Genomic DNA, 15,215 nt, shown 5'->3' on the forward strand with positions numbered 1-15,215 from the left:
AGATCCGCACCACGCCAGGGAGCGCCCGTGACCCCGTCGCACACCCTCACCGGAGAGGAACCGGAACACCTCACCCAGGCAGCGCGCTGTCGGTCCCAGATCGACCCGCTCGCCGCGCTGCGCGTGCCCGGCGACCCACCGTGGGACGTCTATCTGACGGGCACGGTCTTCCTCGACATCATCTTCACCGGCCTGGACTCGGCACCCGTGCGCGGCACCGAGTCCTGGGCCCGGGGCATGGGTTCCAGCCCCGGCGGGGTCGCCAACATGGCCACGGCCCTGGCCCGGCTCGGACTGCGGACCTCCCTCGCGGCGGCCTTCGGGGACGACCACTACGGCGAGTACTGCTGGGACGCGCTGGAACAGGGCGAGGGCATCGATCTGTCCGCGTCGCGGACCGTACCCGGCTGGCACTCGCCGGTGACGGTGTCCATGGCGTACGAGGGTGAGCGGACGATGGTCTCCCACGGACACGAGCCGCCGCCGCAGGCCGTGTTCGTCCAGGACGGTGCCCCGGACCGGGCGTCCCGCGCGCGTGCGGCCGTGGCCTCGCTGACGCCCGGTACGCGCGCGCCCTGGATCGCGCAGGCCGCGCGGGCGGGCGCCCGGATCTTCGCCGACGTCGGCTGGGACGAGACCGGGGCCTGGGATCTCGCGGGGCTCGCCGATCTGGAGCACTGCGAGGCGTTCCTGCCGAACGCGGAGGAGGCGAAGCGGTACACGGGGGCCGACTGTCCGCGTCTCGCCGCGCATGCCCTGACCGAGTACGTACCGGTGGCCGTGGTGACGCTGGGGTCGGAGGGGGCGTACGCGGTGGACCGGCGGACGGGGGAGGCGGCGGAGGTGCCGGCGATCGCCGTGCAGGCGCTGGATCCCACGGGGGCGGGGGACGTCTTCGTCGCCGGGTTCGTGACGGGGTCGCTGGCGGGGTGGCCGCTGGCGGACCGGCTGGCCTTCGCCGGGCTGACCGCCGCTCTGTCCGTGCAGGAGTTCGGGGGGTCCTTGTCCGCGCCGGGCTGGTCGGAGATCGGGGCGTGGTGGCGGCGGGTCCAGTCGGTGCCGGGGCAGGATCCGGCGGCGCTGGAACGGTACGCGTTTCTCGAGTCGCTGGTGCCGGAGGAACTGGACCGGCCGTGGCCGCTGCGGCGGGCCGTGCCGACCATCGGGTTCCGCCGGTCCGGCTGAGCGGCCGCGCGGGGAGGCCCGGGGCCGAGCGGCCGCCGTGGAAAAGTCCTACGGGCTTGTCATTGCACCGTCGTACTCTGGAATCGCGAGGCCGCCCTCAGCTACGCGGCCGTGAGAAGGAGGAAGCGCAGGCCTTCAGCGCCGGCCCATGACACAGACACCCACAGCTCACACCCCTGCGCAGGAGCAGGCGAGAGCGCAGCTCACCGTCCCCGCCCAGCACCCCATGGTGACCGTGCTGGGTTCTGGCGACTCCCTCCTGCGCGTGATCGAGAGGGCCTTCCCGGCGGCCGACATCCATGTCCGGGGCAATGAGATCAGCGCGGTCGGTGACCCCACCGACGTCGCCCTCATTTCGCGCGTGTTCGACGAGATGATGCTGGTGCTCCGCACCGGACAGCCGATGACGGAGGACGCAGTGGAACGCTCGATCGCCATGCTCCAGGCGAGCGAGAACGGGACGAGCGACGGGCCCGAGACCCCGGCGCAGGTACTGACGCAGAACATCCTGTCCTCGCGAGGCCGGACCATCCGGCCGAAGACCCTCAACCAGAAGCGGTACGTCGACGCGATCGACAAGCACACCATCGTGTTCGGAATCGGCCCGGCCGGTACCGGCAAGACCTACCTGGCCATGGCCAAGGCCGTACAGGCCCTGCAGTCCAAGCAGGTCAACCGGATCATCCTGACCCGGCCGGCGGTGGAGGCGGGGGAGCGGCTCGGGTTCCTGCCCGGCACGCTCTACGAGAAGATCGACCCCTACCTGCGCCCGCTGTACGACGCGCTGCACGACATGCTCGACCCGGACTCCATCCCGCGGCTCATGGCCGCCGGGACCATCGAGGTCGCGCCGCTCGCGTACATGCGCGGCCGCACGCTCAACGACGCCTTCATCATCCTGGATGAGGCCCAGAACACCAGCCCCGAACAGATGAAGATGTTCCTCACCCGCCTCGGCTTCGACTCGAAGATCGTGATCACCGGTGACGTGACGCAGGTCGACCTGCCGAACGGCACGAAGAGCGGTCTGCGGCAGGTGCAGGAGATCCTCGAAGGCGTCGAGGACGTCCACTTCTCCCGGCTCTCGTCCCACGATGTCGTACGGCACAAGCTGGTGGGCCGTATCGTCGACGCGTACGAGAAGTACGACAGCAAGCACGGCACCCAGAACGGCGCGCACAAGACGCAGGGCCGGGGCAAGGCCGGGCACAAGGGGAAGTAGACCAGCACGACCATGTCGATCGACGTCAACAACGAGTCCGGCACCGAGGTCGACGAGCAGGCGATCCTCGACATCGCCCGCTACGCGCTCGCACGGATGCGCATCCACCCGCTCTCCGAGCTCTCGGTGATCGTCGTGGACGCCGACGCCATGGAGCAGCTGCACATCCAGTGGATGGACCTGCCCGGCCCGACGGATGTCATGTCGTTCCCGATGGACGAGCTCAGGCCGCCGTCGAAGGACGACGACGAGCCGCCGCAGGGGCTGCTCGGCGACATCGTGCTGTGCCCGGAGGTCGCCGCCAAGCAGGGGGCGGACGCCCCGACGCAGCACTCCATGGACGAGGAGCTTCAGCTGCTCACCGTCCATGGCGTGCTGCACCTGCTCGGGTACGACCACGAGGAGCCCGACGAGAAGGCCGAGATGTTCGGGCTCCAGGCGGCCATCGTGGACGGGTGGCGGGCCGAGCACGGGCTGACCGGGCCGTCCCCGGCGCCGACCGTCTCGTAGGCGGGCCGGTTCTCCTATGAGTCCGCAGATCGTCGTCGGGGCGATCGCCCTGGTCGTCGTCGCCTGGCTCGCCGCCTGCGCGGAGGCGGGCCTCGCCCGGGTCTCCAGCTTCCGCGCCGAGGAGGCCGTCAAGTCCGGGCGGCGCGGCAGCGCCAGGCTCGCCCAGATCGCCGCCGACCCCACCCGCTATCTGAACGTGGCCCTGCTGGTCCGCGTCGCCTGCGAGATGGCGGCCGCGGCCCTGGTGACGTACGCCTGCCTGCAGGAGTTCGCCGCCACCTGGCAGGCCCTGCTGGTCGCCATCGGGGTCATGGTCCTGGTGTCGTACGTCGCCGTGGGGGTGTCCCCGCGCACCATCGGCCGTCAGCATCCGCTGAACACCGCGACCGTGGCGGCGTACGTGCTGCTGCCGCTCGCCCGGATCATGGGTCCGATCCCGTCCCTGCTGATCCTCATCGGCAACGCCCTGACGCCGGGCAAGGGCTTCCGGCGCGGCCCCTTCGCCTCCGAGGCGGAGCTGCGCGCGCTGGTCGACCTCGCCGAGCAGGAGTCGCTGATCGAGGACGAGGAGCGCCGCATGGTGCACTCGGTCTTCGAGCTGGGCGACACCCTGGTGCGCGAGGTCATGGTCCCGCGCACCGACCTGGTCACCATCGAGCGGTTCAAGACCATCCGGCAGGCCCTCACCCTCGCCCTGCGCTCCGGGTTCTCCCGGATCCCGGTCACCGGCGAGAGCGAGGACGACGTCGTCGGGATCGTGTATCTGAAGGACCTGGTCCGCAAGACGCACATCAGCCGGGACGCGGAGAGCGACCTGGCCTCGACCGCCATGCGGCCCGCCGTCTTCGTGCCCGACACCAAGAACGCCGGTGACCTGCTGCGCGAGATGCAGAAGGAGCGCAACCACGTCGCCGTCGTCATCGACGAGTACGGCGGCACCGCCGGCATCGTCACCATCGAGGACATCCTGGAGGAGATCGTCGGTGAGATCACCGACGAGTACGACCGGGAACTCCCGCCCGTCGAGGACCTCGGCGACGACCGCTTCCGGGTCACCGCCCGCCTGGACATCACCGACCTCGGCGAGCTGTACGGCCTGGAGGAGTACGACGACGAGGACGTGGAGACCGTCGGCGGACTGCTCGCCAAGGCCCTTGGCCGCGTCCCCATCGCGGGCGCGTCCGCCGAGGTCGAACTGCCCGACGAGCGCCGGCTGAAGCTGACCGCGGAGGCCGCGGCCGGCCGCCGGAACAAGATCGTGACGGTGCTGGTCGAACCGGCCGAGAAGGACGAGGAGGACCCCGAGTGACCCCCGGCGAGCTGCGTGCGCTCTGTCTGGGCTTCAACGCGGTGGTGGAGGACTTCCCGTTCAATCCGGAGACGTCGGTCTTCAAGGTGCTGGGCAAGATGTTCGCTCTGACGAACCTGGGTGCGCGGCCCCTGACGGTCAATCTCAAGTGCGACCCGGAGGACGCGGTGCGGCTGCGCACCGACCACGAGGGCCTGATCGTCCCCGGCTGGCACATGAACAAACGGCACTGGAACACCGTGACGGTGGACGGCGGGCTGCCGGAGCGACTGGTGAGAGAGCTGGTCGAGGACTCCTACGACCTGGTCGTCGCCGGGCTGCCGAGGGCGGAGCGGCTGAAGCTGGACCGGCCGTAGTCCCGTCGCCCGCCTTTTGCCGGGCGACGGCGCGCGCGGCCGCGTGGTGCACACGGCCGCGCGCGGCGGGAGCGTTCAGACCCCGGACCGGCCCCGGCGCAGGCCCAGCCCGACCAGGACCGCGGCGGCGAGGACGATCGCCGCGTCCAGCGCGAGGGTCGTGCGGACCCCGGTCAGCAGGTCGCCGGAGGTGGTGGCCAGCACGCCCAGCAGGGGGATGCCGACCGTGAGGCCGACCTGCTGGGTGGAGGTCACCAGACCGGTGGCCAGGCCCTGCTCCTCGTCCGGGACACCGGAGGTGGCGGTCAGCCCGTACGAGACGATCGCGCCCAGGTGGAACATGCTGGCCAGGGACACCGCCGCCGTGGCGAGCCAGACCGACCAGACATGGGAGTTCAGCAGGACCAGCGCCGCGATCAGCGCGCCCTGCCCGGTCAGCGAGCCGACCAGGGTGCGGCGGGCGCCGAAGCGGCCGATCACCTTCGGGGCGAGCGAGCCGGCGACGGCCGACAGGACGCCCTGGACGCCGAAGACCAGGCCCGTCTCGAAGGCCGACAGGTGCAGGACGTCCTGGAGGTACAGGGTCAGGACGAAGATCACCGTCGACATCATCGAGAAGGTGACCAGCCCGCCGATGTTGCCCCAGGCCACCGTGCGGCGGCGCAGCATGGGCAGCGAGACGAGCGGGGCGGCCGTACGGGACTCCACGGCGGTGAACGCGGCCAGCAGGAGCACGCCGGCCATCAGCGCCGCGATGACGTCCGCGCGGCCGAAGCCGTGGTCGGCGGCCGTGGACAGGGCGTAGATCAGCGACAGCAGACCGGTGGTGACGGTGACCGCGCCGGGCACGTCCAGGCGCGGGCGGTCCGGGGTGCGCGACTCCGGCAGCAGGCCCGGGGCCAGCGGCAGTACGATCAGCGCGAACACCGTCAGCAGGGCCATCGTGGAACGCCAGCCGAGGGCGTCCGTCAGCACGCCGCCCGCGATCATGCCGACGGTGAAGCCCAGCGACATCAGCGTGCCGGAGATGCCGAGGGCGCGGTCACGGGCCGGGCCCTCCGGAAAGGTGGTGGTCAGCAGGGACATGCCCGTCGGGACGATCGCCGCCGCGCCGAGGCCCTGCAGCGCACGCCCGGCCAGGAACGCGGCCGGGTTCCAGGCCAGGGTCGCCAGCAGCGAGGCCGCGCCGAACAGGGCCAGGCCGGTCAGGAACAGCTTCCGGCGGCCGTACAGGTCGCCGATGCGGCCGAAGAGGAGCAGGAAGCCGCCGGAGGGCAGCGCGAACGCGGTGACCGCCCACTGCAGGGCCGAGCGGCTCATACCGAGGTCGGTGCCCAGGACGGGCAGGGCCACGTTCAGGACGGAGAAGTCCAGCGCGACCATGAACTGGGCCGCGCACAGGACGAACAGGACGAGCTTGTCACGCGTCGACAACCGGGGCGGCCGGGGAGTGTCGAGCGGTGTGCCCGTGGGGGTGGTGGGCTGGGTGGTGGTGTCGATCGCCATGGCACGAGCTTCGGGTGTGCGGAATACCGGTGGGGAGTCGCCACTTATGGTGGTGGTGGCACCACCAGACACGACGGGGGAGGAGCGGTACGTGCCTGCTGCGGGGGCGACGAGGAGTGAACGGCGCAACGAGCTGCGCGAGTTCCTGATGAGCAGGCGGGCCCGGGTCAGCCCCGAGGAGGCCGGGCTGCCCGTCGGCGGGGGCCGGCGCCGTACGCCCGGCCTGCGCCGGGAGGAGGTCGCGGTGCTCGCCGGTGTGGGCGCCTCCTGGTACCAGTGGCTGGAGCAGGGGCGGGAGATCTCCGTCTCCCCGCAGGTCCTCGATGCCGTCGCCCGGGTGCTGCGGCTGAGCAACGCCGAGCGGCGCCATCTGTACGTGCTGGCCGGGCTGAACCCGCCCGCGCCCGAAGTGGCTCCCGAGAAGCGGGACATGTGCGACGGGCTGCGGCGGCTGATCGACACGTGGATGCCGTATCCGGCGCACATCATGGACCGGTACTACAACTACGTGATGCACAACGAGGCCGCCGCGGTGGTGCTCGGCATGCGGGCGGACATCCGGCAGAACTGCCTCGTGGACTTCTTCACCGACCCGATGTACCGGTCGCGGAGCAGGAGCTGGGAGCGGAACGCGCGCACGGTCGTGGCGCAGTTCCGGGCCGCCTGCGCCGCCAGCCCCGACGACGAGGGGTTCCGGGAGGTGCTCGCCGAGGTGACGGCCGTGAGCGCGGAGTTCGCCGCGCTGTGGGCCGAGCAGGACATCGAGGACCAGGGGCAGGTCCGCAAGGAGCTGAACCATCCGGTGGCCGGGTTGCTGGTGGTGGAGTCCACCGTGCTGAAGGTCCCGGCGCGGCCCGATCTGTACATCGTGCTGCACACCCCGCTGGAGGAGGCGAACACCGCCGAGAAGCTGGAGTGGCTGGCCTCTCCGGAGGGCAGGCGGGGCACGATGTACCCCGTGGCGGGGTGAACGGGCCCGGGCTTCGTATGCTCTGGGCATGACCGAGAGCAACGCACTGGATCCCGAGGACCGCAAGATCGTCACCCTGGCCCGTTCCGCGCGGGCCCGTAACGGTGTGCCGGAGGGGGCGGCCGTACGGGACGAGACCGGGCGTACGTATGTGGCCGGGTCGGTTTCGCTGCCCTCGCTGAAGCTGAGCGCGCTGCGCACGGCGGTGGCCATGGCGGTGGCTTCGGGCGCCACGTCGCTGGAGGCGGCGGCGGTGGTGAGCGAGGCGGAGTCGGTACCGGCCGAGGACCTGGCCGCGGTGGCCGACCTGGGGAGTGCGGGGACGCCGGTGCTGCTGGCCGGGGTCGACGGCGTGGTGCGGGTCACCGTCTCCGCCGGTCGCTGAGCGGAGCCGGCAGCGGCCGAACGAAAGGTCGGCTGGAATTCAACCTTGTTGGCCTCCCGGCCCTGCGCGTCAATGAAGCCGTACGTCCCGACGGGTCGTCAGATCCGCACCGCCGAACGCAGTGTGTCCGCACCCGCCTGCCCAGGCCTCCCGCCCGTCGGCGTCCCCCACGTCTCCCCACAGGGAAGGGAAGCGGATCCCCATGAGAGGCATGCGCACGGCAACGGGTGCGGCGCTGGTCGCCGGGGCCCTCGCGGTCACCGGACTCGCCCTCGCGCCCACCGCGGCCGCCGTCACCCCACAGTCGGCGACCATCACCGCGAGCTGCGGCATCTTCGGCGGCGGTACGGCCACGCTCACCGCCACCCAGAGCGGCACCTCGGCCACCATCACCCTCACCTCCTCCGCCGTCACCGCGCCGGTCGCGGTGGCCCAGGACTCCATCACCTCCACCCTCACCCTGGCCAAGGCCGGTGGTGGCTCCGTCGTGTTCAGCGGCAAGAAGAACCCCGCCATGAACGCCGGTGCCCCGGTCAGCGTCGGTCCGCTCCCCGGCACCGTCGCCTCCGGTGACCGCCTGGACGCCTATGGCGGCTCGCTGAAGATGGTGATCTTCGGGGTCACCGTGACCTGCACCGCGAGGGGTCCGCAGGCTCCCGGCCCGTTCGTGTTCGACTGAGCGATCTGTTCCGGATGCCGCAGAAACTGATGATCCGTCAGGTTTCTGCGGCATCTCCATTGACTTCTCACCCCCGCTCCACATCAATGCCCCCTGTCGGCGCAGATGAGCCGCTGCGCCCACAACCCTCAGGAGGGGGCCCATGGGCTTCACACCCCGAAGATCCCGACGGTGGCGCTGGGCGTCACTGTTCGGGGCGACCGCGCTCGCGGTCACCGCGGGCGGCGCGCTGGCCTGTCCGGCCGGCGCCGCCGGCACGAACGTGGACTTCGCCACGCACTGCATCCCGCCCGCCGTCGCGGGCATCCCGCCGATCGACGGCACCACGACCGCCAGCGTCACGGCGGACAACACCAGCCCGAAGGTCGGCGACACCGTCACCGTGACCTACACGGTGGTCACGGCCGCCGCGAGCAATCCCACCGACCTGGCCCTGCCGGCCGACATCATGACCCCGACCGGCAAGGTCGCCCTGGGCGGCGCCCAGACCGGTGACGTCACCGTCGCCGGACCGAAGAAGAACCCGCCGGTGCCGGGGAAGGCCGCCTTCCCGTCCTTCTCCATGACCGGCACGTTCACCGTCACCAAGGCCGGCCGGATCACCCTCTCGCCCGGCGACTACAACATCCACACCAGCTACATCCTGGAGCTGGACACCCCCTGCACGGTCACCAACCCGCCCGCCCCGGTGTCCCAGACCGTGACGGCGACCGACGGAACCCCGGCCAACACCCGCGCCATCTCGCTGGGTTCCGCCTCCGGTGACCCGGGCGCCGCCGTCACCGTCACCGGCAGCAACTTCACCCCGGGCGCCACCGTCACCCTGGCCGGGCGGTCCGGCGGCACCCAGACCGCCGACACCGCGACCGTGACCGCGAACGCCCAGGGCTCCTTCAGCGGCTCCCTCGTCGTCAAGGACAAGACGACGACCGGGATCGTGGCCTACGAGGGTGGCTCCTGGAGCGCGGACAAGGGCGCGGGCCCCGCGGCCTACGTCGTCAACGACAACACGCCCGTCCCGCCCGGCAGCCAGAAGCTGACCACCACCGTCAAGGCGGGCACGCTGTCCATGACCCAGGCCGGGGACTCCGTCGCACTGTCGGCGGTCGACTTCGGCAAGGGCGGGGCCTCCAAGGGCAAACTGCAGACCGTGACCGTGCAGGACTTCCGGGGCGGGCCCGCGGGCTGGTCCCTGACCGGCAAGGTCACCGACTTCACCGGTCCCGGCGGCAAGATCGACGCCGGGAAGCTGAGCTGGACCCCGGCCTGCGCGACCAAGCCGGGCAGCCCCAGCACCTGCAAGGCGGGGTCGGCGGGCACGGTGGGCGGATCGGGAGCGACCCTCGCGTCGACCTCCGACGGCACGCTCACCGGCGGTGAGTTCACCGTCGACGCCGGACTCTCCCTGGACGTACCGGCGTTCACGCCTCCGGGCGGGTACTCCGGCGTGCTCACGCTGACGCTCACCTGAGCGCGCGGGCGTCCGCACCCGCCCGTCCCCCTGTCTCCCGTCCGCGCCCGTCCGTGGGGGTCCGCACCCATGCGCAAGCTGTACGTCCTCCTCCTGGGCCTGCTGCTGGGCTGGCAGGCCGCACCGGCCCACGCCGCCGACAACGGCAGCTGGTCCGTGTACCCGGTCGCCTCGAAAGTCGCCGCGCGACCCTACTTCTACCTCTCCGCCGCCCCCAGCCAGACCCTCACCGACAAGGTCGCCGTCCAGAACAAGACCGGCGGGCCGCTGACCTTCCGGCTCTACGCGGCCGACGCCTACAACACCGCCCGGGACGGCGGGTTCGCCGTGCGGACCGCCGGGGAACACATGCTCGGGGTGGGCGCCTGGGCGAAGCCCGCGAAGTCCCGGATCACCGTGCCCGGGCACCGGACCGTCACCGTGCCGTTCACGCTGCGGGTCCCCGAGGGAGCCGCCCCCGGCGATCACCCCGGTGCCGTCGTCGCCCTCGACGAGCGCGTCGACCCCGGCAGCGGCAGGCTCGCCCTCGGGGTGCAGCGGGCCGTCGGCGCGCGGGTCTACCTCCGGGTCGGCGGGCCCACCCTGCCCGCGCTCTCCGTCGGACAGGTGCACCTCAGCCATCACCAGCCGCTCGTCCCCGGCCTCGGCGCCAGCACGGCGACCATCTCCTACACCCTGCGCAACACCGGGAACGTCACCCTCGACCCGAAGGTGGAGCTGAAGGCGCGCGGCCTGTTCGGCCGTACGCTGCTCGACCGCGAGCTGACCCGGGTGCCCTCCGAGCTGCTGCCGGGACAGCGGGTCCGGCTCACCGAGACCTGGCACGGGGCGCCCCAACTCGACCGGGGCGACGTGACGCTGACCGCGAGCGCGCCCGGCACCCGCCAGTCGGCGAGCGCCTCCTTCCTCGCGCTGCCGTGGCTCGCCGTGGCGCTGGTGTTCGTCGCGGGCCTGGCCGTCGGGGTGCTGCTGGTCAGAGCGCGTCGGGGCCGCGTTCGCCGGTCCGCACGCGGACGACCGTCTCCACGGGTACGGACCACACCTTCCCGTCCCCGATCTTCCCCGTCTGCGCGGCCCTGACGATCGCGTCGATCACGGCATCGGCGTCCGCGTCGTCCACCACGACCTCGATGCGCACCTTCGGCACCAGGTCGACCCGGTACTCCGCGCCCCGGTACACCTCGGTGTGGCCGCGCTGCCGGCCGTAGCCGCTCGCCTCGGTCACGGTCAGACCGTGCACGCCCAGCTCCTGCAGGGCGGTCTTGACCCCGTCCAGCCGGTACGGCTTGACGATCGCGGTGATGAGCTTCATGCCTGGGAGTCGACCTTCTGGGAGGGGGCCTTGTGGGCGGAGGCGAGGACGGACGAGGAGACCGGGGCGCCGTGGCCCAGGACGCCGTGATCGTATGCCGTCTCGGCGTGCACCGTAAGGTCCAGGCCGGTGTGCTCCTGCTCCTCGCTCGCGCGCAGGCCCAGCACCCGGTCGAGCAGCTTGCCGAGGCCGTACGTCACCGCGAAGGCGTACCCGGCCACGACGACCACGGCGAGCGTCTGCCGGCCGAGCGGGGCGAGTCCGCCGCCGTAGAAGAGCCCCTCCGCGGAGCCGGTCATCGCCTTCTCGGCGAACAGGCCGATCAGCAGGGTGCCGATGACGCCGCCGACCAGGTGGACGCCGACGACGTCCAGGGAGTCGTCGAAGCCGAGCTTGAACTTCCAGCTCACGGCGTAGGAGCAGACCACGCCCGCGGCGAGGCCGACGACCAGCGCGCCGAGCAGCGAGACCGTGCCGCACGAGGGGGTGATCGCGACGAGACCGGCCACCGCGCCGGAGGCGGCACCGAGGGTGGTGGGGTGCCCGTCCCTTTGCTGTTCGACGAAGAGCCAGCCGAGCAGGCCGGTGCAGCCGGCGGCGAGGGTGTTGAGGAACGCGGCCGCGGCCAGGCCGTTCGCGCCGAGCGCGGATCCCGCGTTGAAGCCGAACCAGCCGAACCAGAGCAGGCCGGCGCCGAGGATCACCATGGGCAGGTTGTGCGGGCGCATGGCGTCCTTCTTGAAGCCCAGTCGCGGGCCCAGGACCAGGCACAGCGCGAGTCCGGAGGCGCCGGAGGTGATCTCGACGGGCAGACCGCCCGCGAAGTCGAGCGCACCGAGCCCGTCGAGGATCCAGCCGCCGGGGCCCCACACCCAGTGGGCGATCGGAACGTATACGAGGAGCGTCCACACGGGGACGAAGACCAGCCATGCCGAGAATTTCATGCGGTCGGCGACCGCCCCGCTGATCAGGGCGGCCGTGATGATCGCGAAGGTGAGCTGGAAGGTGGCGAAGAGCAGGGTGGGCACGGTGCCGTGCACGCTGCCGGGGGTGAGGTGCGCCATGCCGGCGTGGTGGAGGTTTCCGATCAGCCCGCCGCCGGTGTCGTCGCCGAAGGCGAGGGAGTAGCCGGCCGCCAGCCACACCACCGTGACCAGAGCGATCGACACGAAGCTCATCATCAGCATGTTGAGGACGCTCTTCGTGCGGACCATGCCGCCGTAGAACAGGGCCAGGCCCGGGGTCATCAGCAGGACGAGGGCGGTCGCGGCGAGCAGCCAGGCGGTGTCGCCGGTGTTCACGTGCGCGGCGGCGAGGGTCACGGGCGTCTCCAACGGTGTGGGGGCTCGTCAGAGGGTCACCGGTACGCGTTTCCGGTCGTGCACGAGTGTGTTTCCGTGACGTTTCGTTGCGTGAGGGTTACCGAAACCTCACGGTACGGCGGGGCCTCGTGGATCAGGGAGAATGAACGGCATGAGCGTTCGCACCCAGTCATCCGAGCAGCCGGCCGAGACCGTCCACCGCGCCGGCTTCGCCTGCTTCGTGGGCCGCCCCAACGCGGGCAAGTCCACCCTCACGAACGCTCTGGTCGGGCAGAAGGTGGCGATCACCGCGAACCAGCCGCAGACGACGCGGCACACGGTACGCGGCATCGTGCACCGGCCCGACGCCCAGCTGATCCTGGTGGACACCCCGGGGCTGCACAAGCCGCGCACCCTGCTCGGTGAGCGGCTCAACGACGTCGTGCGCACGACGTGGGCCGAGGTCGACGTGATCGGCTTCTGCCTGCCCGCGAACGAGAAGATCGGTCCCGGTGACCGCTTCATCGCCAAGGAGCTGGCCGGGATCAGGAAGACCCCGAAGGTCGCCATCGTCACCAAGACCGACCTGGTCGACTCGAAGACCCTGGCCGAGCAGCTGATCGCCATCGACCAGCTGGGCAGGGACCTGGGCATCGAGTGGGCGGAGATCGTGCCGGTCTCGGCGGTCGGCTCCCAGCAGGTCGACCTGCTGGCCGACCTCCTGATCCCGCTGCTCCCCGAGGGCCCCGCGCTCTACCCCGAGGGCGATCTGACGGACGAGCCCGAGCAGGTCATGATCGCGGAACTCATCCGTGAGGCCGCGCTGGAGGGCGTCCGCGACGAGCTGCCGCACTCCATCGCCGTGGTCGTGGAGGAGATGCTCCCGCGCGAGGACCGCCCCGCGGACCGTCCGCTGCTGGACATCCACGCCAACGTCTACATCGAGCGGCCCAGCCAGAAGGGCATCATCATCGGCCCCAAGGGCAAGCGGCTCAAGGAGGTCGGCATCAAGTCCCGCAAGCAGATCGAGGCGCTGCTCGGTACGCCGGTGTTCCTGGACCTGCATGTGAAGGTGGCCAAGGACTGGCAGCGCGACCCGAAGCAGCTGCGGAAGCTGGGCTTCTAGCCCCGCGCCTCCTCTCCTTCACGGGGCGGTGCCCCGGGTCTCCTCCAGGTGGGTGCCGGCCGGGGTCATGTCCTGCACCCCCACCACCCTCAGCAGTTGGAGACGTTCGTGGGACTCCGTGCCCGGGCGGGCCGTGTGGAGGACGAGGCAGTGGTGGTCGTCGGTCAGCAGGACCTCGCAGTCCAGCTCCAGCAGGCCCACCACCGGATGCCGGAAACGCTTCGTGGAGCCGCGCCGGACCGCCACCTCGTGGGCGTCCCACAGGCGCGCGAACTCCTCGCTCGCCGCGCGCAGTTCGGCCACCAGAGCGGCCGGCCGCGGATCGTCGGGCCGGGCGGCGGCGACGGCGCGCAGGTTCGCCACGTGCCGGCGCGCGTGGTGCGGCACGTCCTCGGGCGGGAACAGCTCGCGTGCCGCCGGGTCCAGGAAGAAGCGGCGGACCAGATTGCGCTCCCGGGACGGCCGGGCCAGCGCGTCCCCCGACAGCGCCCGCGACATGGCGTTCTGCGCCAGCACCTCGCCGCAGTCCGTCACCACCATCGCCGGCGCGTCGTGCAGCCGGTCCAGGACCAGCAGCAGTCCGGGCCGGACATGCCCGAAGACCGCCTCCCGGCGGGGCGGTTCCTCGCCGGTCAGATGGAAGAGGTGGTCGCGTTCGTCGTCGGTCAGCCGCAGCGCCCGGGCCAGGGCGGTGAGCATCTGGCGGGACGGGTGCGGGCCGCGGCACTGTTCCAGCCGGGTGTAGTAGTCGACCGACATACCGGCCAGCGAGGCCACCTCCTCCCGCCGCAGGCCGGGGGTACGGCGGCGGGCGCCGGGCGTGAGGCCCACGTCGGACGGGTCCAGGCGGGCACGGGAGCGGCGCAGGAAGTCGGCGAGTTCGGCTCGGTTCACCCCTTCAGGGTGGGGCAGCGCGCGGGGCTTATCCAGGGAGTGCCGGTCCCCTGATCGGGAGGTCTCTCCCGGCCGGCCCGGCACCGCCCGACAGTGGTGGCACCGGGTCGAGAGGAGCGGAACATGCTGACACTGGTGACGGGCACCACGGGACAGGTCGGCCGGCGATTCGTGCCGAGGCTGCTGGCGCAGCGGCGGCCGGGGGAGCAGGTACGGGTCCTGGTGCGGGACGCGGCACGCGGCGAGGCCTTCGCGGAGCTGGGCGCCCAGGTCGCCGTCGGCGATCTGCGGGACGAGGACACGCTCGGCAAGGCGGTGGCCGGGGCGGACGCGGTCGTGAACGTCGCCGCGTCCTTCCGCGGTGTGCCGGACGAGGAGGCGTGGGCCGTCAACCGGGACGCCGCCGTGGCCCTGGGCCGGGCCGCGCAGGCCTCCGGCGTGCGGCGCTTCGTGCAGGTCAGCACAGGTCTCGTGTACGGCGTCGGACGGGGCCGCCCACTGGCCGAGGACGACGAGACCCGGCCCGGCGGCGCGATGTGGGGCGCCTACCCCGAGTCCAAGGCGGCGGCCGAACGGGAGCTGCTCGGGCTCCAGGGCATGGAGGTGCGTGTGGGCCGGCTGCCCTTCGTCTACGGCGACGGCGATCCGCACCTCGCCCAGTCCCTGCGCTGGGCCACGCACTGGGCGTCCACCCAGCGGCTGCACATGGGCCACCACGCCGATGTCGCCCAGGGGCTGCTGCGCCTGCTGTACGCACCGGCGGTGAGCGGCCCGGTCTACAACATCGCCGACGACGCCCCCGTCACGGCGGTCGAGCTGCACCGGCTCAACGGCGTCGAGCCGCCCGCCGGCATGCACACGCGGACCGACCCGGACCCGTGGCTGGGGATCATGTCCACCGAGCGGATCCGCCGGGACCTCGGATTCCGGCCCGTCCACCCCACCGTCTGGGCCGCCCGCGACGCCGGAGCCCTCTGAGTGGCCCGGCC

Annotated in this window: 16 protein-coding genes; 12 read left to right on the plus strand and 4 right to left on the minus strand. The window is 71.9% G+C overall.

The window, feature by feature from the left end; translation table 11 throughout:
- The first annotated feature begins 27 nt into the window (after positions 1-27).
- From IO33_RS0100755 to IO33_RS0100775, 5 genes are all read left to right on the plus strand, one after another.
- A complete protein-coding gene (locus tag IO33_RS0100755) occupies positions 28-1,185 on the plus strand; it encodes a carbohydrate kinase family protein (RefSeq protein WP_031158824.1) in 1,158 nt (385 codons plus the stop codon).
- A 148-nt stretch (positions 1,186-1,333) separates the two neighbouring features.
- Entirely contained in the window at positions 1,334-2,407 is a 1,074-nt protein-coding gene (locus tag IO33_RS0100760; protein WP_078963233.1) for a PhoH family protein, read from the plus strand.
- Positions 2,408-2,419: 12 nt separating this feature from the next.
- Positions 2,420-2,917, plus strand: coding sequence for an rRNA maturation RNase YbeY (gene ybeY, locus IO33_RS0100765; RefSeq protein ID WP_031158828.1), 498 nt, complete (start codon positions 2,420-2,422; stop codon positions 2,915-2,917).
- Positions 2,918-2,933: 16 nt separating this feature from the next.
- Positions 2,934-4,226 (plus strand): hemolysin family protein, encoded by a 1,293-nt coding sequence (locus tag IO33_RS0100770; RefSeq protein ID WP_031158830.1) that lies wholly within the window; start codon positions 2,934-2,936, stop codon positions 4,224-4,226.
- The gene (locus IO33_RS0100775; RefSeq protein WP_031158832.1) at positions 4,223-4,582 is read left to right on the plus strand and encodes an MmcQ/YjbR family DNA-binding protein; all 360 of its coding nucleotides are present in this window, start codon (positions 4,223-4,225) and stop codon (positions 4,580-4,582) included. Before IO33_RS0100770 ends, IO33_RS0100775 begins: the two co-directional genes overlap by 4 nt.
- A 75-nt stretch (positions 4,583-4,657) precedes the next feature.
- On the opposite strand, the gene IO33_RS0100780 is transcribed toward IO33_RS0100775, so the two are convergent.
- Positions 4,658-6,088 carry an MFS transporter gene (locus IO33_RS0100780; RefSeq protein ID WP_031158835.1) on the minus strand — a complete coding sequence of 477 codons (1,431 nt, stop codon included), beginning with the start codon at positions 6,086-6,088 and terminating at the stop codon, positions 4,658-4,660.
- 148 nt (positions 6,089-6,236) lie between these two features.
- On the opposite strand from IO33_RS0100780, the gene IO33_RS0100785 reads away from it, so the two are divergent.
- The 5 genes from IO33_RS0100785 to IO33_RS0100805 all read left to right on the plus strand — a co-directional run bounded on the left by IO33_RS0100785 (position 6,237) and on the right by IO33_RS0100805 (position 10,673).
- Positions 6,237-7,058, plus strand: a complete 822-nt coding sequence (locus IO33_RS0100785) for a helix-turn-helix transcriptional regulator (protein ID WP_245235653.1) — start codon at positions 6,237-6,239, stop codon at positions 7,056-7,058.
- Between the two features lie 28 nt (positions 7,059-7,086).
- Positions 7,087-7,443: a cytidine/deoxycytidylate deaminase family protein gene (locus IO33_RS0100790; RefSeq protein ID WP_031158840.1), complete on the plus strand. Its 357-nt coding sequence runs from the start codon at positions 7,087-7,089 to the stop codon at positions 7,441-7,443.
- Positions 7,444-7,645: 202 nt separating this feature from the next.
- Positions 7,646-8,122 (plus strand): hypothetical protein, encoded by a 477-nt coding sequence (locus tag IO33_RS0100795; RefSeq protein ID WP_031158842.1) that lies wholly within the window; start codon positions 7,646-7,648, stop codon positions 8,120-8,122.
- Between the two features lie 142 nt (positions 8,123-8,264).
- The gene (locus IO33_RS0100800; RefSeq protein WP_031158844.1) at positions 8,265-9,593 is read left to right on the plus strand and encodes a WxL domain-containing protein; all 1,329 of its coding nucleotides are present in this window, start codon (positions 8,265-8,267) and stop codon (positions 9,591-9,593) included.
- A gap of 69 nt (positions 9,594-9,662) precedes the next feature.
- Positions 9,663-10,673 carry a WxL protein peptidoglycan domain-containing protein gene (locus IO33_RS0100805; RefSeq protein WP_037684686.1) on the plus strand — a complete coding sequence of 337 codons (1,011 nt, stop codon included), beginning with the start codon at positions 9,663-9,665 and terminating at the stop codon, positions 10,671-10,673.
- On the opposite strand, the gene IO33_RS0100810 is transcribed toward IO33_RS0100805, so the two are convergent.
- A complete protein-coding gene (locus tag IO33_RS0100810) occupies positions 10,567-10,905 on the minus strand; it encodes a P-II family nitrogen regulator (protein WP_031158848.1) in 339 nt (112 codons plus the stop codon). The two genes, IO33_RS0100805 and IO33_RS0100810, sit on opposite strands and share 107 nt — an antisense overlap.
- Positions 10,902-12,227 carry an ammonium transporter gene (locus IO33_RS0100815; protein WP_031158851.1) on the minus strand — a complete coding sequence of 442 codons (1,326 nt, stop codon included), beginning with the start codon at positions 12,225-12,227 and terminating at the stop codon, positions 10,902-10,904. Before IO33_RS0100815 ends, IO33_RS0100810 begins: the two co-directional genes overlap by 4 nt.
- 151 nt (positions 12,228-12,378) lie before the next feature.
- Between IO33_RS0100815 and era the strand changes: the two genes are divergently transcribed.
- On the plus strand, positions 12,379-13,332 hold the full coding sequence (gene era, locus IO33_RS0100820; RefSeq protein WP_031158854.1) for a GTPase Era: 954 nt from the start codon (positions 12,379-12,381) through the stop codon (positions 13,330-13,332).
- 18 nt (positions 13,333-13,350) lie between these two features.
- Here era and IO33_RS0100825 read toward each other — a convergent pair whose 3' ends face one another.
- A complete protein-coding gene (locus IO33_RS0100825; RefSeq protein WP_051926345.1) occupies positions 13,351-14,226 on the minus strand; it encodes a helix-turn-helix transcriptional regulator in 876 nt (291 codons plus the stop codon).
- Between the two features lie 123 nt (positions 14,227-14,349).
- Between IO33_RS0100825 and IO33_RS0100830 the strand changes: the two genes are divergently transcribed.
- Positions 14,350-15,204 carry an NAD-dependent epimerase/dehydratase family protein gene (locus IO33_RS0100830; protein WP_031158858.1) on the plus strand — a complete coding sequence of 285 codons (855 nt, stop codon included), beginning with the start codon at positions 14,350-14,352 and terminating at the stop codon, positions 15,202-15,204.
- Positions 15,205-15,215 lie beyond the last annotated feature (11 nt).

The organism is Streptomyces durhamensis (assembly GCF_000725475.1).
Lineage (GTDB): Bacteria > Actinomycetota > Actinomycetes > Streptomycetales > Streptomycetaceae > Streptomyces > Streptomyces filipinensis.